The following is a 20508-nucleotide window of genomic DNA, read 5'->3' as shown; positions in this document are numbered from 1 at the left end:
TCAGTATGTCATAATCTTTACTTTTGTAAAAAACAATTCCGTTTTATTTGCTCACGTCACTTTACATAAAGAACTATGCACTTATAGACGAACTCAACGTCTTGTTTAATAGTGGATTGACTATTATTACAGGCGAAACAGGGGCCGGTAAATCTATTCTTTTGGGTGGCTTATCATTGGTATTGGGCAAACGCGCCGATTTAAGCCAAGTTAAAAATAAGGACGAAAAGTGTATCGTTGAGGCTGGTTTTGATATTGCCAATTACAACTTAAAATCCCTTTTTTCGTCATTAGACTTAGATCATGATGTTCACACTATAATTAGGCGAGAAATTTTACCTTCGGGCAAATCTCGAGCATTCGTTAATGATACGCCGACGACCTTAGATAATTTGGTGGTACTTAGTACGCATCTTATAGACATACATTCGCAGCATCAAACGCAACAGTTAATTCAGGATGACTATCAATTTAAGGTTATTGATGCTTTAGCCGATAATGCCCAGGACTTAGATCTGTATTCAGAAAAGCTAAGAACTTATAAAGCGTTTCAGAAGACTTTAGAAACACTCAAAGCTTCAAGAGCTGATTTGATAAAAGAGTACGATTACAATTTATTTTTGACCAAAGAATTGAGCGAAGTTGATTTGGAATCTATTAAAATGGAAGATTTAGAATCACAATACGACCAGCTTAATAATGTTGAAATAATAGGGGAGAAATTGGGGAGTTCAAATTCGATTCTAAATAGAGAAGACCTAGGTGTTATTGACCAATTAAATCTTCTAAAACAGGAGCTCAATAGGATTTCTGGTTTTGGAAAGGAGTATGAATCCTTGGAGGAAAGAGTGTCGAGTGTTAGTATTGAGTTAGATGATATCCTCGTAGAATTGGATAAGCTCGAAACCTTATTGTCTTCCGATCCAGAGGAGTTAGAGCGTATTGGCACAACACTTCAAACGGTTAACAACCTACTTCATAAACATGCTGTTACCGACATCGAAGAATTAATAAAAATAAAAGCGGAACTAGAATCTAAGATTTCGAATACAGAAAGTTTGGATGATAGTATTGCAGAGAAAGAAACTGAGATTTCAAATCTCGATAAGGAGCTCAACCAAATGGCTCTTAAGATTAGCGAGCAGCGAAATGCAATAATTCCTTTACTAATAGGCAAACTCGAAACTAGGCTTTCAGATTTGGGAATGCCCAATGCGAAGTTTAAAATTGAACTTGACCTTTTGGATAGTTTTAGTGACAATGGTAAAGACCGCTTGCAGTTTTTATTTATGGCGAATAAAGGGTCTAGTTTTAATGCCTTGAAGAAGACCGCTTCAGGCGGAGAATTGTCTCGGATTATGCTGACCATAAAATCTATTTTATCAGAGTACATGCAGTTACCATCTATAATGTTTGATGAAATAGATACAGGAGTTTCGGGTGAAATTTCTAACAAAATGGGAGCGATTATGAAGCAAATGAGTCGTAGAATGCAGGTATTTAGTATTACACATTTACCTCAAATTGCGGCCAAAGGGGATTCACATTTTAGGGTGTTTAAAACCGATACCAATGCAATGACACACACGCGGCTTAAGCGTCTGGATGATGATGAACGCATCGTAGAGATAGCACAAATGTTAGGAGGTGTAGATATTACAGAATCAGCTATGGCCCATGCCAAACAATTATTGAATTAATATGTCATTCCAGCGGCGGCATGAATCTTATGATAAGATGTTTTAATTAATATTATATTTGACCAACAGAAACTAATTAAAAAAAGACTAAACTAACAGACTATGTATAACTTACTGAAAGGAAAAAAAGGAATCATATTTGGAGCATTAGATGAAAACTCAATAGCATGGAAGACTGCGGAACGTGTACATGAAGAAGGCGGAGAATTTGTGTTGACTAATGCACCGGTTGCGATGCGTATGGGACAAATTAATGCCTTGGCTGAAAAAACAGGTTCTCAAATAATTCCAGCGGATGCAACGTCTGAAGAAGATTTGCAAAACCTTGTTGAAAAGTCTATGGAAATACTGGGCGGAAAATTAGATTTTGTATTACACTCCATTGGGATGTCTATTAATGTAAGAAAAGGGAGACACTATACCGATCAAAAATACGATTGGACCCAAAAAGGAACGGATGTTTCTGCAATGTCTTTTCATAAAGTGATGCAGACCTTATACAAAGCAGATGCCATGAATGAATGGGGTAGTATTGTAGCATTGACCTACATGGCGGCACAACGTGTTTTCCCAGATTATAATGACATGGCCGATAATAAAGCTTATTTAGAAAGTATAGCACGAAGCTTTGGCTATTTCTTTGGTAGAGACAAAAAAGTACGGGTCAATACAATTTCTCAATCACCCACACCAACTACAGCCGGGAGTGGCGTAAAAGGTTTTGATGGTTTTATAGCCTATGCAGAAAAAATGTCACCGTTGGGTAATGCCACGGCTTTAGACTGCGCAAATTATACGGTCAGTTTATTTAGTGATTTAACTAAACGCGTTACACTACAAAACTTATATAATGATGGAGGCTTTAGCAATATGGGAGTGAGTGACGCCGTTATGGACACTTTCACTGACAACGCATAAACCGACTTTTTTCCAAGCTAAAAACAGAGAACATCGCAATTTTTTTTGCGATGTTTTTTTATTATATCGATATTTAGGGCTCAAGCCCCAAAATAAGTTGAAAGTTCTCTAAAGAAATTGAATGGTGTTATGAAATGTTTTTATGCACTCATGCTTATAGGTATTTTGGTTTGTTATAATGGATCAAGTCAGACTTTGTTTGAAGATGATGCTTCGATCTTAGGACTTAATGATCATACAGGTACAATTGGTGATGGGAATGGTTTGAGTTTTGCTGATTTTGATAATGATGGCTGGGATGATATTACACTGACTTCCGGATCAGGGGTTCCACTAAGATTTTATAAGAATTATGGTGGCTTTTTTGTTCAAGAAGCCCTTTCAATAGAAGACATAGACTACAAAGTGAGAAGTGTCTCTTGGGTAGACTATGACAATGACGGTGATAAAGATCTTTTTGTTGTGAGCGATACCTCTAATGGCAGTAGACTCTACCAAAGAGGTGCAAACGATGTATTTACCAATGTTACTGTAGATGCAGGATTGCCTACGGATAACTTAGAAACCCACAGTGTGTCTTGGGGTGATATAGATAATGACGGTTGTTTAGAACTGTACATGTCTAATCGGACTGAAAATTCACCAATCATCAATTATTTATTCAAGAACAACTGTGATGGTACCTTTACGGATATCACCTTTACTTCAGGTGTTGTTTCAGGTGCAGCATTGACGTATTGTTCAGGCTTTTTTGATTTCAATAATGATGGTTGGCAAGATTTATTTGTGTCTAATGATAAAACATTTCCAAATTATTTATACAAGAACAACGGTGATGGTACTTTTTCGGATGTAAGCACATCTTCAGGTGCAGATATTGTCATAGATGCCATGTCCGTAACAATCGAAGATTACAATGCCGACGGGTTCTTCGATATTTATATTACCAATACTCCGTTTAATATGGCGACCACTACGACAGATGGCAGTGTGCTGCTAAGAAATAATGGGGATGAAACCTTTACCAATGTGGCGGTGATAAGTGGCTGTGAACTCAACAGTTGGTGTTGGGGAGCTAATTTTTTAGATGCAGAGAACGATGGGGATTTAGATGTATATGTCAGTTGTTCCTATATATCTTCAGATGGATTTCCGTCTTATGGTTATTTCGAGAGTTCGGGTATAGGTACATTTACCAATTACACACAGGCGGGTTTTGTCAATAACGATTACAGAAGTTATGGCAACGCCATTGGTGATATTGAAAATAATGGAAAAGTCGATATTGCAGTAATCAATAACTTTGAAACCAATCCTAGTATATGGAAAAATAAAACCAATACCACCAATAATTATTTAACAGTGTCTTTAGTAGGAACTACAAGTAATAAAGATGGCGTAGGTTCCGTGATCGAAATAGACACCAATGGAGAAAAGCAATATAGATATGTTATGAATGGCGAAAGTTATTTGTCACAAAACTCATCTAAGGAATTTTTTGGCTTAGGCCATCATACGATTATTGATTCCGTTAAGGTGAAATGGTTAAGTGGCATAGAAGATATACTTTTAAATGTGCCAGCTAATCAAATCCTAAATATAGTTGAAGGCTCAACACTAAACATCGAAGAGTATGATAAAACGCCTCATCTATTTTATACTAATCCGATAAACGATGTAGCTGTTATAAAATCCTCGATTGTAATAGATAGCTATACAGTTTTTGATGGATTGGGTAAAGTGGTTTTAGAAGGGAAGGCGAATCAAGACGAAATTAGTCTAGATCTCAGTAGTTTACAATATGGTATTTACTATTGTGAACTAAACTTTGAAAATGCCGCAGGTGAAATGATTAAGTTGATAAAAAAGTAAATTAGTCTACTAATGAAAAGGTCTTTTTTCCTCATAATGCTGATACTATTTATTTTGAGCTTTGAAATGAATTATGCTCAGATAAATTTTCAAGACCAAGCATCTGCGCGCGGGGTGGGTGCGTCTTGCGGAATTATTGATCTCGGTGGTGGCGTTTCCTTTTTTGATTATAATAATGACGGTTGGGACGACATAACACTTGCAACACAAGAGTCTGAGAATTTGGGAATCTACAAAAACACACAAGACGGTTTTTTTATATTAGAAACAAATTTGAATCCCAATAATACATTTCAGCAAAAGCAACCTGTTTGGGTGGATTTTGACAATGATGGCGATTTTGATTTGTATGTCACCAGCGATGTGGATGGTAATAGACTTTACCGAAATAATGGGAATTCATTAATGGATATTACAAGTGATGCAGGTTTGCCCTTACCTAATCTGTTTACCTACGGTTCATCTTGGGGAGATTACAATAATGATGGGTATTTAGATGTTTTTATAAGTAATAGAGACGTTAATTTTCAGATTCCCAATTATCTGTTTAAGAATAATGGGGATGGTACTTTTACTAACGTGAGTCTAGCAGCGGGAATCGGAATGGGGAGCCATTTATCGTTTTGTGCTGCTTTTTTTGATTATAATAACGATGGCTGGCAAGATATATATGTCGCCAATGATAAAATACAAACTCGAAACTTGTTATATCACAATAATGGCGATGGAACTTTTACTGAAGTAGGACAATCATCGGGTACGGATGTAGCTATTGATGCCATGAGTACAACTATTGGCGATTATAACAATGATGGTTGGTTTGATATCTACGTTACCAATGGTCCAGAAGGAAATGTGTTATTCAGAAATAATACCGATGGAACATTTACCGATGAAGCATTGACCTCAGGAACGATTTTTAACAGTACAGGCTGGGGAGCCGTGTTTTTGGATGCCGAGAATGATGGTGATCAAGATTTATATGTAAGTGGGTCCTCAGATGGGGGGCTTCCATATATTCTATCCGCTGCGTTTTACGACAACCAATCGGATGGCACATTTTCGTTACTGAGCAATGGCAGCTTTAGCAATGACAATTTAGAAAGTTATGCCAATGCTATAGGGGATATAGATAATGATGGCTATCCAGAAATCGTAGTAAGTAATTCGGGCAATGGTGATTTGTTTCTCTGGAAGAACCTTACGCTTACCTCAAATAATTGGCTAAAAATAAAATTGGAAGGCACAACTAGTAATAGGCAAGGTATCGGATCAACGATAGAGATTAGTGTTGATGGGCAAAAACAGTATCGATATACTTTATGTGGTGAAGGCTACATGGGGCAGAATAGCGCTTCAGAGTTTTTTGGTTTGGGCCAGCATACAGTTCTTGACTATGTTAAAGTTAAATGGTTGAGCGGTATCGAAGATATTCTGTATCATGTCCCTGTAAATCAAACAGTGACTGTAGTTGAGGGTTCAAGTTTGTCTATTGCGGACCATAACCAAAGACTCCATGTTTATTTTGATAATCCTGTAAGGGACGTGCTGCATATACGCACTTCTAGCCCTATGGAGGGCTATGTCATATTTGATAGTATTGGAAAAGAAATTATGCGTGGCAGAGTTTCAAATCATCAGACTGGGATTAACATTGAACAGCTACAGACAGGGATTTACTATTGTAAGTTATCGTTTTTGGAGCATAGTCAGAAGGTCATTAGAGTTGTTAAACATTGATGATGAAAGGGCATGTCCAACGTTCAACGGTTGTTTTTTTGTTTAGTCGATATTTTTAAATTCCCTTATATTTAGAATCTAAATTAGCAGAATGACAAAGCATTACTTTTCTATTATCTTATTAACAGCATTTATCCATCACCTAAGTAGTCAGACTTTTGAACGGATAGAAAATATTGCGGGTTTAGGAGTGTTGGAAAATAATAACGGCGTGGCTGTTGCAGATTATGATGGGGATAATGATTTAGATATTTTTGTCGTTGCCAAGGCAAAAGATAATACGAATAACCCAATGACATTGAGTCGATTGTTTCGCAACGACAATGATGGCTCTTTTACCGATGTCACCGAAATGGCAGGCTTTTCAGATTTATTTTCAGAGAGTAATAATCCAGAAGATTTTGTTGGCTTAGCAGGTTTTAAATATGGGGCCTATTGGGGGGATTATAATAATGATGGTTTTCCTGACTTGTTTATGACCTTTTTAGACGAAGTGCAGTTATGGCGTAATCTCGGTAATGGCACCTTTGCCAATGTAACCGGAATTTCTGGAATAACGGGCACTAATGGTTGCGGGAATACAGGAGCAACTTGGTTCGATTACAATAACGATGGATTTTTGGATCTCTTTATTGCCGATTGGAGAAGATGTGCATCCAATTTATTATATGTTAATAATGGCGATGGAACCTTCACTAATGTTAGTGAGGCGACTGGGATATCTAATGTTCATATTTTTGCAAGTTTTGTAGGATTGCCGTTCGATTTTAATTCAGATGGTTTTATGGATTTATATGTGAGTAATGATTTACATAATCCAAATGAATTATTTATGAATCAAAATGGTAGTAGTTTTATTAATGAAGCTGTTGCTTATGGTGTAAATACAACAGGGGATGACATGGCTATAGCTATCGGCGATTACAATTTAGATGGTGAGTTCGATATGTTTGTCACGGCAATTAATGATAATTTTCTTCTAAACAATAATGGAAATGGAACTTTCTCAGAGTTGGCTGATCAGAACGGTGTGGGTAATTCATTATGGGCTTGGGGCGCAAAATTCTCTGACTTTGATCTTGATGGCGATGAAGATTTAGTGGTTGTTAATGGTTATGCGACTGAGAATACTGGTAATGGTCCTGAGAATAATTTTTATTATCAAAACCTTGCATCGCAAGGTTCCGCATCATTTTCTAATCAGTCTTCACAATTAGGTTTAAACGAGTTAAGTATAAGTGTAGAAGCCTTAGATTTCGATTATGACAATGACGGCGATATGGATCTATTGGTGACCAATAGCGACCGTTCTGTCTTTTTTTACGAGAACAAGCTCTTAAACTTTGATGATGCAACGACAAGTCTGAACTGGCTCAAGGTTCATTTGGAGGGCACGGTTTCCAACAGGGACGCCATCGGGACGACCCTGACCATCACTACCGCCAACGGTACCTTAAAGCGCTACCATTCGGGAGTGGGCTTTTTGGGCCAGAGCCTACAGGGACTGCACTTTGGTCTGGACGATGCCACCGAGGTATTGACGCTCGAGGTAAAATGGCCCTCTGGCCTGGTGGAGAACTACAGCGCCATCGCTTCGAATAGCACCATCAAGCTGACCGAGGGCGTCGGCCTGGAAGTCTTGGATATCCTTCCCAGCCAGAAGGTCTACGGTTGTACGGATCCCGTGTCGTGCAATTACGATCCCGATGCCACCCTGGACGATGGCTCCTGTTCCTATCTGCCGTCCCAGAGCATCATCGGGAACACGGATTCTTCTTTTTTAAGGACGGAGACCTATAGCTATAACATAGCCCCGGGCTCCACGGCCAATTGGCAGGTATCGGGCGGCGAGATCTTGGACGGCGGAGGTACCGATACCATAACGGTACGCTGGCACCTGGAAGCGTCCGGGCGCGTAGCCATTGTCGAATCGGACGACCAGTGTTCCAGCCAGGAGGTTGCTATAGATGTGACCCTGGGCGTCGATAACCTGCCGGGGGACATATCGATAGCGCGATTGTGGAACGAGGCCCTTTTGGAGGCGATCAGGAACGATTTTGCCAGGCCTACGGTACATGCGAGGAACCTGTTCCATACCAGTGTGGCGATGTACGATGTTTGGGCCGTATACGATACTGTTGCCGTACCCTATTTGATGGGCAATACGGTCAACGGCTTTGCGGGCGTACTTGAGGATTTCACCCCAAACGAGGATCTGGAGACCTCATTGAGCAAATCGATCAGCTATGCGATGTACCGTCTGTTGTCGCACCGTTTTCAGAACTCCCCGGGCGTTGACGAGTCCCAGGGGCGTTTCGACCTGTTGATGGAACGGCTGGGCTATGATACAGGCATCGTATCGTTGATGTACACGGATGGGGATGCCGCGGCCTTTGGCAACTTTGTGGCCCAGACCATTATAGATTATGGCCTACAGGACGGATCAAGGGAGGCGACGGGCTATGACAATGCCTATTACGAGCCGGCGAACCAGGCCTATGCCCTGGATGCCAACGATAATCCTCCAATCGACGATCCCAACCGTTGGCAACCGTTGGGGCTCGACTCTTTCATAGACCAGGGCGGTAATCTGGTAGACGGCAACGTACCGCCGTTTTTAAGCCCGGAATGGGGCAATGTTTATGGATTTGCCCTCAAGGAAGAGGATAAGGTGACCTATCAACGGGACGGCAACGACTACCATGTGTTCCACGATCCCTCGGATCCGCCGTACATAAGCCTGACAGAGGATAATGCGGACAGCGGTTATTATAAATGGGGCTTTTCCATGGTCTCGGTCTGGCAATCGCATCTGGACCAGGGCGATGGCGTGATGTGGGACATCTCGCCGAATTCGATAGGCAATGTGGATATAGGCACCTTTCCGACGGATTATGCGGACTATCCCAGTTTCTACGATTTCTTTGAAGGCGGGGCAAACAGCAACGGGCACGATCTCAACCCCGTGACGGGCAACCCCTATGAAACCAATATGGTACCGAGAGGGGACTATGCCCGGGTACTTGCCGAGTTTTGGGCTGACGGTCCGGATTCCGAGACCCCTCCGGGGCATTGGTTTACCATATTGAACTATGTCAACGACCATCCGCAGTTCGAAAAGCGCTTTGCAGGGGAGGGCGCTATTCTGGATCCATTGGAATGGGACGTGAAGGCCTACTTCGTTCTTGGCGGGGGTATGCACGATGCGGCGATATCGGCATGGAGCGTCAAGGGCTGGTACGATTACATCAGGCCGATATCGGCGATACGTTCGATGGCCGAACGCGGACAGAGCACGGACAACAGCTTAAGCAATTACGATGTAGGCGGTATTCCCCTAATGGACGGTTATATCGAGGTGGTGGAAATGGGGGATCCCTTGGCGGGATTTGCCAACCAGCACGTTGGAAAGATAAAGCTGTACACATGGCGGGGCCATGATTTTATAGGTGATACGGAGACGGACCAGGCGGGTGTGGGCTGGATTTTGGCGGAGGATTGGTATCCCTACCAGAGACCTACTTTTGTGACCCCACCGTTTGCAGGGTATGTTTCGGGACATTCGACCTATTCGCGGGCCGCTGCGGAACTGATGACCATGATGACGGGGAGCGAGTTCTTCCCCGGTGGATTGGGCGAATTCGTGGCCAGGGCGAACGAGTTTTTGGTATTCGAGGAAGGGCCTTCGGTGGATGTGGTGCTGCAATGGGCCACCTATAGGGATGCATCGGACCAGACGAGCCTGAGCAGGATCTGGGGCGGTATCCATCCACCTGCAGATGATATTCCCGGACGCTTTATAGGGCAGGTGGTCGCAGAGGATACTTTCGATTTTGCAGTGCCCTATTTTAATGGTACCCTTAGTGTTGAGGACTATGAAAGACCTATAACTATTTATCCTAATCCAACGACTGATAGAGAGATTTTTATAAGCAATACTGACGGCACTGAAACCATTGAGGTATTTGACATCAGTGGCAGGCGTATAGACTTAGCGGAAAGAGTCTACAGCAGGCAAAACTCTACTACGGTGTTAAAATTTGGGAACAATCCATCGGGATTGTACTTGCTGAAAATCAACGATACGTCTAAAATGATTTTGGTTAATAAGTAAAGCAAACACACTTTCCAAGTTTATTGCCTAGAAGGCCAAATTTCCATGTTCAAGGATGCTTTCATTTAATTATACCTTGATTATTTTTTTTATGATCACTTTATCATCGAAATAAAGTTTTAGAAAGTAGATACCATTATTTAGAAATTCTAAATTGATAGCCTTAGAAGTTGTTTCCAAGGTTTTTGCTCCTGAAGGGGAGTATATTTCTGCCTTTCCAATATCAAATAAAGATTCAATATTTAGTGTATGACTTGTCGGGTTGGGGTAGATACTAATGTCAGTGCTATTGTTAAAATCGTTTGCGCTAAGCGCTTCGACACAAAAATCAATATCGGGATTTATCTCTAGTGGTGAACTTGGTGTTAAATCTCTGCCTTGAAATGCTTCATAATCAATACTGTATTTTAAAGCTCGAAAGGTAGTGCTACTGACAGTTTCGGCAGAATTATCAGGAAAAGGTAATCCAGTAGTATGACTTACAGGGATTTTATATTCCCAAACTATATCGTTTGTACTATTGATTTCGAAGAAGCGACCTTTAGTCCCCTCACAAATAAGAATGTTTCCATTAGACAGTTGCTGAGCACTACTCAAAGCACCTGAAAAAAAACTAGAATCATCAACTGGTGCAGTTTCTGGGTAAGAAAAGTAAGTATCGGTAGGTCCATATGCTGTATTTTGAGTGTATTCATAAGATCCATTAGCAGTCCTTAAAGGTTTAAGGATATCAACTTGTGAATATAATGGGGTTCTGCCTATGCCATTATTAAAGACAATAATTTTGTTTTCATTTGGTAAGCCAGAAGGAATAATATATGGAAAATGCTGACCAAATAGTTTTCTATCGTCAATATTACCTTGCCGATAGGTCATTGGGTTTCCCCATCTGTAAAGAAAGTCACCGCCCATACCATAGCTACCACCATTACTACTTGCTGCTTCAGCTGTCGTTGTTGAATGATCAATAATCCAAAATTCACACATGCGCCTAGAGCTTATTACAATCTGATCGCTTTCTTCGTTATATTGAATGGAATTGATATGTAGCCAGTTGCTACCGCTATCAAGACCATTTAAGAAATTAATGTCCAATTTCCCAGGATTATCAGAAATATCGCCGAAGTTGTTTTTTGATGCATCGTAATCTTGAATGACATGGTCTATAACATTCCATTCCCATACGATATTGCCACTGTTGGTACCAAAGGGTTCTACTTCAATAATTTGTTCATTAAATAAAGTAGACTCTCCTAATTTCAGTGGGTCTCTACCAGCTTCTATGGCATCATTATTTGTGATAACAGTCGCGGCCAAGATCAATACGTTTCCGTTTGGCATGGGATATGCATCATGGTGTTGTCTGTACTCCTCACCGATATATGTATATGACCATATCACATCACCTTCCCAGTTGAACATTTCAACTATTCCACCTCTTCCTCCAAATTGAATCGGACTATCGATAGTTTCAAATCGTCCAGCTCTTAAGATATTACCATTTGGTAGTAAATAAACCGAATTCCCCGGTAAATAATTGCTCTCCCATTCATTTATTACGTTTCCGCAGTTGTCTATTAAATATGCTTTTTTGTGCACAGAAAACAATGTATACCCTTCAAAAGCTTGGTTTGTAATGAGTTGAGTTCCAAAAGTTGCTTGTGCTTTTAAATTATTCAACGATATTAAAAACAATAGGATAAATAAAGGTCGTAACATTTATTATTGATTTTAAATGAATTATGATGCAATAAAGACCCCGCTACAAAAATAAAATGATTTAAGTATCAAAAATTGAGTTGCTTAATTTTATTGTAAGATAGTGCGAGGCCAACTTAAAGCTTAATTTTAATAACTGGCAATTATTTTATCGTTGTTTTTTGCTTTTTAACGATTAGCAATAATAACCTAATTATTTTTTATATAATTAACATATTTTTAAGACTTACTAACTTTACAAACTAACATTTTATGAAAAAAATTACTCTACTACTCTTTTGCCTTATGGGATATATGACATACGGGCAAGTGAATGTTAATGAAAATTTTGATGCAGGTACTCCGACTGATTGGACAGGTAATTACAACAACACAACTGAAGCTGCATGCGCAGTTGCTTCTGAGCGAGTGAATTTGTATAGTAGTAATACTTCTGCAAATCTAACCACAGCGAATTATGCTGGTGCTTCAAATGCGACTGATTTAAACATTAGTTTTGATTATGTCATATTGGATTATCCAGCAGGTTTCGATCCACCAGATACTGCCACCACAGCTGGATGGGGTTCAGCAGAACTACAGTATTCTACGGATGACGGTATGAACTGGACGACCATATTGACTATAGATGATTCAAACCATGTCGTCTCTACAAGTTGCGCAACTATGATGGCTACGGTGCTAGCAGCTGACTTGCCAAATGGCTCTGATGTCAAGTTACAAATCGTGAATACATGGGTGGCTGGAGACTATTACTTTTATGTAGATAATTTTGTGGCACAGCAAGATTTAGGATGTACTGCTGCGGTAATAGATTCTGTTACAGTAGTAGAAGATTGTGTTAATAGTCAATTTACACTCGATGTAGTGGTTAGCGCAGTGAATGATGGTACTCAACTTAATGATGGTACAAATACTTATGCTTTATCTGCTGGTACTGTGACAGCAGGTCCATATCCAACAGGTACGGCTGTAACACTTTCAGTTGAACACTCAGTGGCGGCCTGTGATTTTAATTTGTCTGAGGTACAGTATGACTGCCCTCCATCAAATGATGCTTGCGCTGATGCGGTTGCATTGACCCCAGGCGCTATTTATTCGGATAATCCGGTGGATGGAACAGTAGTAGGCGCTACGGCTGACGCTGAGCCCAACGATTGCGGATCTAACGGACCTGGAGTGTGGTATTCTGTAGTTGTGCCTGCAGGGGGTGATATTACGATTGAGACAGGACCAGATGCTGGCACTAGCACAACCACGTTCGATTCTGTAATTGAAGTATTTGAAGGATCATGTGGTACACTGGTTTCAGTTGCATGTGATGACGATGGTTCATCTACAGGTAACTTTTCAATTCTTAGTCTAGCGGGCAGAACTCCCGGGGAAACACTTTACATTAGAGTTTGGGAATACTTAGGCGATGAGATCGAACCATTCTCAATATCAGCTTACAGTGCGACTTTAGGTGTTGATGATATAGAAGATTCAGCTGCATTTACTTACTATCCCAATCCTGTAGAAAATACCCTGACCTTAAAAGCTCAAAATGACATTGATAATGTAACAATGTATAATATGCTTGGTCAAGAAGTATTAAGAGCCACTCCTAACACCGTAGATAGTATTATCGATACATCAGGTTTACAAACAGGAACGTATTTTGTAAAAGTTACTATTGCTAATAGTACAAGAACAATCCGAGTCATTAAACAATGATGTTTTATATAAATAGAAAAAAAGCCACTGAAAAGTGGCTTTTTTTGTGCGGTAAAACACAGAGGTCCTTGGACAATTTTACAAAGTCTAGTTAATGAAAGTAGGGTATGGCTTTATACTTTTAAGGGTTTAAATTTAATCGATTTCTTATGCTCTTTATCGATTTATTAGATTCACAACTGCATATCTTCGCTTATATACTGTTAATATTGGGAATCGTTAATCGGCTTTTTAAGTCCTTAATCGATTTGCAGGGTTGATGCCCTAATTTCATAAATAATTAACATATTTTTAAAGAGTTACTAACTTTAATTAATCCAAAAGTTTTATGAAAAAAATTACCCTATTTGTAATGGTACTTCTATGTTTTATTTGGCAGGGAAGTGCTCAATTTGTTGAAAGTTTTGAAACCGAGATTCCGGCGACTTGGACTATTTTAGATGAAGCAAGTTCAGAAACTTGGGTCTGGGATAATACGCCTTCAGGTAGTGGAGGGGCTCAAGATGGAAGTGCTGTTGCTAGAATCAGTTTTGATGGTTCAACGGCTCATGACGATTATCTTGTTACACCATCTATTACAGTTGCCGCCGGAGTGAATGACAGAATTTCATTCTGGGTACAGTCTAGGTCTGGTACGTTTTTAGAGTCTTATGATGTAAGATTATCTACAGCTACGGCAACTGCGGCAGATTTTACTGTGGTTTTACAGGCTGAAACAACGGCCCCAACAACATGGACACAATTAACATTTGACCTTACGCCTTATGTGGGGCAAACCGTTTATGTTGCAATTAGAGCTACAGGTTTGAATGAATTTGAGCTTTATGCTGATAATTTTGTTAATGATACAGCTCCTACGGATACCCTAGACTTTTTTAATCTTCAATTCCCTGCGACAGGAAATATTGAAATCGGTGACGAGTTCTTGGTTTTTGCACAAGCTTATGAGGCCGGTCTTACCGATGGCTCGGATACGCCTGCTGCAGGTATAGAAGCTTGGATTGGATATAGCACCGTAGATTCGAGTCCTGATACGGATTCCGATTGGACATGGGTAGCTGCATCCACGAATCCAGGTTTTGATTTTACACAGAATAATGATGAATACTTTTTGGACCTAGGTGCCGAAGTGCCTATAGGAACTTATTATTATGCGAGTAGATGGCGACTTAATGGAGGTCCATTTACTTATGGAGGTATTTTACCCGATGGTTCCAATGGTGGAGAATGGGGTGTTGGCGGTTTTGATTCTGGTGTTTTAACGGTGACTGCGCCACCTGCTCCTGGAAATGATGAATGTGACAACGCTGTTGCACTTACCGTTAATTCGGATTTTGCTTGTGCCACAGTGACAGCAGGAACAACAGTTTCTGCTACTGCGTCGGCTCAGACTGATGATGTCACTGGTACTCCCAATAATGACGTATGGTTTACTTTTGTAGCAACAAATGCGAGTCATCGGGTGTCCCTTTTAAACGTTAGTGCAGTAATTGGCAGTGCTACCGACATGGGTATGGGTGTTTATGATTTAACAGGAGGTTGTGGCAGTCTTGTGTTTGTCGATGACAGTGACCCTAACACCCTAGACTTATCTGGTCTTAACATAGGGACAACATATACGATCAGGGTTTATGGTTGGGCAGATAGTTCATCAGCTCAAGCCACATTCGATATTTGCGTTGGTACACCACCAATTGGAGATGATTGTAGTAATCCTATAGTTGCTGGTGCCTTACCTTATAATGATTCAGATGATACAGCGAATTATAATGACATTTATTCTGGTGGCCCAGGTACTGGATGTGGGACAACAAACAATTATTTAAACGGAAATGATGTTGTGTATTCCTATACAGCAACTTCAGATACATCTATTAATATTAGTTTAACGTCTATTGGTAGTACTTACGCCGGTGTATTTGCATATGATAATTGTGCAGATATTGGAACCCAATGTGCTGTAGAAGGAGACTTTAATGGAAGCTCAACTGCGGACTTAGAATTTGACATGCCTGTAGTCAATGGAGAAACTTATTATTTTGTAATTTCTACTTGGGCTTCTCCTCAGAGTACCTCTTATACCTTAGATATTACAGAAAATACATGTACAGACGCTACAGTTAATTATACGGTCGTTAATGATTGTGCTGTTAGTGGTGGTTTTAATATTGAGGTTGAAATTACAGATATGGGCTCTGCAACAGATATTACTTTAAGTGATGATCAAGGTAGCTCTACGCAAGCTGTTACTGCAACTGGCACTTACACTTTTGGACCCTATGTGAATGCAACCGATGTCGTTATCACTGTGACAGATGATAATGACTCCAATTGTATTCAGAATAGTGGGGCTTTAACTCAAGCTGCATGTCCACCAGACAATGTAGATTGTGGTACGGCCGAAGTTGTAACCGTAGGTATAAATGTACCTGGTCCAACGGTTAATGGAACTAATGTTGGTGCCGGAGATTCAGGTGTTGCTGACCCAAGCTGTAACGCCTTTTATGTCACTGATGATATTTGGTACAGTTTCACTACACCAGCCGATATAGATGAGTTAACAATAGATATTGCATCTTCTGGTTTTTCTTCGACCATTGCCGTCTTATACGATAATTGTATAGATTTGAATGAGGTAGCTTGTAATCAGCAATTTGTTAGTGCTCCTACAATCGTGTTTTCAGGATTAGCGGCTAATACAAATTATATATTAAGACTTTATGATTTTAGTGGTGATGACGCAGGACCTATTAGTTTTAATATTAGTGCATCTACTACACTGGGTATAGATGGAGTAGACCCTGCAGCTTTTACCTATTATCCTAATCCGGTAAAAAATACGCTGACCTTAAACGCTCAGAATACCATAGAGCATGTAACGATGTATAATATGCTTGGTCAAGAAGTATTAAGAGCTATTCCTAATACTGTAGATAGTCATATCGATATGTCAGGTTTACAAACAGGGACGTATTTTGTAAAAGTTACTATTGCCAATAGTACAAAAACAATCCGGGTCATTAAACAATAACCGTTTGTATTGATAACTAATAAAAGCCGCTTTTAAGCGGCTTTTTTATGTTAAAATGCAATTGAACAAAATAGACGAAAGACTTCATCGCTAAATTTCAGCTGGAACGTTTTAACTTATAATTACTTATAAAGGGACATCGCTTAATCGTTTTTTTGTGTTTTTAATCGATTAGCAGGATTGATACCTTAATTTCATGAATAATTAGCATACTTTAAGAGGATACTAACTTTAATTTAGCTTTACATGAAAAAAATTACGTTTATTCTATTATTTTCTTTGATTTATGTAGTGGGGTTTTCCCAAGGAGAAGATTGTAATAACCCAATTGTTATTAATTCTCTTCCTTATAATACTACAGATGATACCTCAAATTACGGTGATAATTATGGTACGACAGATCGACCTGCCCTTGGAGGTGAGCAATATGTCGATGGTACTGGAGATGCCAATTATTTAACAGGTGATGATGTTACTTACGCATTTACACCCAGTGCCGATGGTACATATAGTTTTGAATTATCAGGAATAGGTACCTGGGTAGGCTTTTGGCTTTTTGAAGGTTGTCCTTTTACGTCTATTGTTGCGAGACACACCGCAACTGGCTCAGGAACGAGATCACTTCCTTCGCTTAATTTGGTATCTGGAACGACTTATTATTTGGTCATATCTACATGGCCTTCACCTCAAACCACATCGTATACTTTAGATGTAAGTCAAATAACGTGTCCTGCCCCATCTTCTCAAGATGCAACAAATATCACGACCGATTCGGCAGATTTGTCATGGACAGAAAATGGAGCGGCTACAGTTTGGGACATAGAAATCGTCGATATCACTGCAGCAGGAACCGCAACGGGGACACCTACTGTAACAGGAGTTACCAACCCTTACACGGCTATGAGTTTAACACCAAACAATGATTATGAATATTATGTTAGGGCTGACTGTAGTGGTGATTTTTCTGATTGGGTGGGACCTTTTGCTTTTACTACTTTGGCAACCTGTCCAGTGCCAACAGCATTAACAGCTACCAATATTGCTCCTGATAGTGCAGATATAAGTTGGACAGCAGGAGGTACTGAAACTTTATGGAATATTGAATTAGTTGATATCACAGCGATGGGCACAGCGACAGGGACTCCAACGTTTAGTGGTGTTTCCAATCCTACAGCTTTAATGGGGCTAACCGCTGATAACGCCTATGAATATTATGTACAAGCAGATTGTGGTGGAGGTGATGTCTCTGATTGGGTAGGACCTTTTGCATTTACCACACCATGTACTGCGATTTCAGCACCATATACTGAAGATTTTGAGGCCTTTACAGTGTCCTCCGCAGGACTTAGCAATGAAAATTGTTGGAATGCGACGAATATAGGAGGATATGTTTGGGAAGTTGCTGCAACTACAGATACGTCCTCTACAGGCACAGGCCCAGGATCTGGTGTCAGTGATGGAAATTATTTATTTACGGAAGCCACCTCAGGTTCTCAAGGGGATGCCATCGATCTTACTTCTCCATTAGTTGACTTAACACCATTGACAGCCCCAGGCTTATATTTTGATTATCATATGTTCGGATCTGATATGGGGACATTAGAAGTCATTGTAAGTTCAGGTGGTATGGATACCACAGCATTTACACTTTCAGGTGAGCAGCAAACGGATGAATCAGACCCCTTTATTACACAGTTTGTAGATTTATCGCCATATGCAGGACAAACAGTCTCCGTAACATTTAGAGGGACTAAAGGACCTGATTTTAGAAGTGATATGGCTGTTGATAATGTGATATTCAATGAGGCTCCATCATGTTTTGCAGAAGCTGGTACGTTGACGGCTGATGCAACACCAGTTCAATTAGATGGTATAACAACGATCAGTGCAACACCAAATGGTGATATTGTCGTGCCACCAGATTATGACGTTACCTATGTATTGACGTCACCAGGTTTGGTTATTGAAGCAGCAAGTGCTACACCAAGCTTTGATGTTACTGTTGCGAATGATTATATCATTCATACGTTGGTGGCCGAGACCACGGATAATACAGATCCCAACTTTTTGGATTTAAGTGTCATCGTTTTTGGAACCACTACAGGTACAGATGTATTAGATATCGTTGCCAATAATATGCTTTGTGCGGCTTTAGATGTTACTGGCGCTCCAATTACAGTGGGCTGTATCGTAGATGCAGGTACTTTAACTGCTGATGAAACGCCAGTTCAATTGGATGGTACAACTACGATTAGCGCAACACCAAATGGTGATAGCGTCGTACCAACAGATTTTGATGTTACCTATGTATTGACCTCACCAGGTTTAGTTATTGAGGCCGCAAGCGCTACCCCTAGTTTTGATGTGACCGTTGCGAATGATTACATCATTCATACTTTAGTGGCCGAGACTACAGATAACACAGATCCCAACTATTTAGATTTAAGTGTCATCGTTTTTGGAACCACTACGGGGACAGATGTTTTGGATATTGTAACTAATAATAGTCTTTGTGCGGCTTTAGATGTTACTGGAGCACCAATTACAGTAGCGGAATGTATCGCAGATGCTGGTACCTTAACTGCCGATGCAGCTGCAGTTCTTCTAGATGGCACAACAACAATTAGTGCAACACCAAATGGTGATATTGTTGTGCCAACAAATTATGATGTTACCTATGTACTGACCTCACCAGGTTTGGTTATTGAAGCAGCAAGTGCTACACCGAGTTTTGATGTCACTGTTGCGAATGATTATATCATTCATACGTTGGTGGCTGAGACCACGGATAATACAGATCCCAACTTTTTGGATTTAAGTGTCATCGTTTTTGGAACCACTACAGGTGCAGATGTATTAGACCTTGTTACTAATAACATGCTTTGTGCGGCTTTAGATGTTACTGGAGCATCGGTTTCAGTATTAGATATAAGCTCACTTCCTGAATTGTTAATCGTAGATTTGACGGTAACAAATGAGGTTACGATCACAGCAGGAGCTGGATTATCATTAGCTACAGATAGTGGAAGTGATACCACAGGCTGTTTACTTGCTGATTTTTTCGTAAACGCAGGTACTCAGAGTATAGATCCAACTCTTGTTACTGGAACACTGACCTCTGCATCAGAAACTTCAGATAGTTCGCCAGATCTTTTTCGAGGAGGTACTGGAGGTATAGATGTAGGACTGAATATTTGGACCTATACGAACGATCCAACATCAAACTTTACAGTCGGTCAAGTAGCATTTTCTGGACAAGGAACATGGACGTTGACTACAGATGAGTATAATGCATTTATCACTGCACCGACCAGCGGCGCCATCTATTTCCCTGCGGATACGACGGATGATATTCCAGGGGCGACATTGATTGGAGGGTATACTGTTGCATTACCGCTTAGTGTACCTGAAGTGGAGGGCAATGCGTTTTCTTACTATCCTAATCCTGTAGAAAATACATTGACTTTAAAAGCTCAAAATACTATTGAGACTGTTACGATGTATAATATGTTAGGCCAAGAAGTGTTAAGAGCGACTCCTAACAGCGTGGATAGTAATATTGATATGTCAGGTTTACAAACGGGCGCGTATTTTGTAAAGGTAACTATTGCCAATACGACTCAAACCGTACGTGTCATTAAGCAATAACGTTTTTATCATTAATTAACAAAAAGCCGCTTTTAGCGGCTTTTTGTTAA

The 20508-nt window shown here is 40.2% G+C and carries 9 protein-coding genes; 8 read left to right on the top strand and 1 reads right to left on the bottom strand.

What is annotated here, in order from left to right:
* Positions 1 to 47 precede the first annotated feature (47 nt).
* The 5 genes from recN to ACO052_RS16970 all read left to right on the top strand — a co-directional run bounded on the left by recN (position 48) and on the right by ACO052_RS16970 (position 10344).
* Positions 48 to 1700 carry a DNA repair protein RecN gene (gene recN, locus ACO052_RS16990; protein ID WP_422104988.1) on the top strand — a complete coding sequence of 551 codons (1653 nt, stop codon included), beginning with the start codon at positions 48 to 50 and terminating at the stop codon, positions 1698 to 1700.
* Positions 1701 to 1802: 102 nt separating this feature from the next.
* Positions 1803 to 2618: an enoyl-ACP reductase FabI gene (locus tag ACO052_RS16985; RefSeq protein WP_422104987.1), complete on the top strand. Its 816-nt coding sequence runs from the start codon at positions 1803 to 1805 to the stop codon at positions 2616 to 2618.
* A gap of 129 nt (positions 2619 to 2747) precedes the next feature.
* Positions 2748 to 4490 (top strand): FG-GAP-like repeat-containing protein, encoded by a 1743-nt coding sequence (locus ACO052_RS16980; protein WP_422104986.1) that lies wholly within the window; start codon positions 2748 to 2750, stop codon positions 4488 to 4490.
* A 12-nt stretch (positions 4491 to 4502) separates the two neighbouring features.
* Positions 4503 to 6230, top strand: a complete 1728-nt coding sequence (locus tag ACO052_RS16975) for an FG-GAP-like repeat-containing protein (RefSeq protein ID WP_422104985.1) — start codon at positions 4503 to 4505, stop codon at positions 6228 to 6230.
* A 91-nt stretch (positions 6231 to 6321) separates the two neighbouring features.
* The gene (locus tag ACO052_RS16970) at positions 6322 to 10344 is read left to right on the top strand and encodes an FG-GAP-like repeat-containing protein (protein ID WP_422104984.1); all 4023 of its coding nucleotides are present in this window, start codon (positions 6322 to 6324) and stop codon (positions 10342 to 10344) included.
* 69 nt (positions 10345 to 10413) lie between these two features.
* Here the strand turns inward: ACO052_RS16970 and ACO052_RS16965 are convergent, their stop codons facing one another.
* A complete protein-coding gene (locus ACO052_RS16965) occupies positions 10414 to 12063 on the bottom strand; it encodes an aryl-sulfate sulfotransferase (RefSeq protein ID WP_422104983.1) in 1650 nt (549 codons plus the stop codon).
* 252 nt (positions 12064 to 12315) lie between these two features.
* Here ACO052_RS16965 and ACO052_RS16960 point away from each other — a divergent pair, with 252 nt between their 5' ends.
* The 3 genes from ACO052_RS16960 to ACO052_RS16950 all read left to right on the top strand — a co-directional run bounded on the left by ACO052_RS16960 (position 12316) and on the right by ACO052_RS16950 (position 20458).
* Positions 12316 to 13779, top strand: a complete 1464-nt coding sequence (locus ACO052_RS16960; RefSeq protein WP_422104982.1) for a T9SS type A sorting domain-containing protein — start codon at positions 12316 to 12318, stop codon at positions 13777 to 13779.
* 328 nt (positions 13780 to 14107) lie between these two features.
* Entirely contained in the window at positions 14108 to 16810 is a 2703-nt protein-coding gene (locus ACO052_RS16955) for a choice-of-anchor J domain-containing protein (protein ID WP_422104981.1), read from the top strand.
* A 246-nt stretch (positions 16811 to 17056) separates the two neighbouring features.
* A complete protein-coding gene (locus ACO052_RS16950; protein WP_422104980.1) occupies positions 17057 to 20458 on the top strand; it encodes a T9SS type A sorting domain-containing protein in 3402 nt (1133 codons plus the stop codon).
* Positions 20459 to 20508 lie beyond the last annotated feature (50 nt).

The sequence above is a fragment of the Winogradskyella sp. genome, assembly GCF_965228925.1.
Classification (GTDB): Bacteria; Bacteroidota; Bacteroidia; order Flavobacteriales; family Flavobacteriaceae; genus Winogradskyella.
The sequence above is the reverse complement of the archived record's forward strand: the minus strand, read 5'-3'. Positions and strand labels throughout refer to the sequence as shown.

Coding starts and splice junctions, on each gene's coding strand:
- ACO052_RS16980 (WP_422104986.1), top strand. CDS start 2,748: ATGAAATGTTTTTATGCACTCATGCTTATAGGTATTTTGGTTTGTTAT.
- ACO052_RS16955 (WP_422104981.1), top strand. CDS start 14,108: ATGAAAAAAATTACCCTATTTGTAATGGTACTTCTATGTTTTATTTGG.
- ACO052_RS16985 (WP_422104987.1), top strand. CDS start 1,803: ATGTATAACTTACTGAAAGGAAAAAAAGGAATCATATTTGGAGCATTA.
- ACO052_RS16960 (WP_422104982.1), top strand. CDS start 12,316: ATGAAAAAAATTACTCTACTACTCTTTTGCCTTATGGGATATATGACA.
- ACO052_RS16965 (WP_422104983.1), bottom strand. CDS start 12,063: ATGTTACGACCTTTATTTATCCTATTGTTTTTAATATCGTTGAATAAT.
- ACO052_RS16970 (WP_422104984.1), top strand. CDS start 6,322: ATGACAAAGCATTACTTTTCTATTATCTTATTAACAGCATTTATCCAT.
- ACO052_RS16975 (WP_422104985.1), top strand. CDS start 4,503: ATGAAAAGGTCTTTTTTCCTCATAATGCTGATACTATTTATTTTGAGC.
- ACO052_RS16950 (WP_422104980.1), top strand. CDS start 17,057: ATGAAAAAAATTACGTTTATTCTATTATTTTCTTTGATTTATGTAGTG.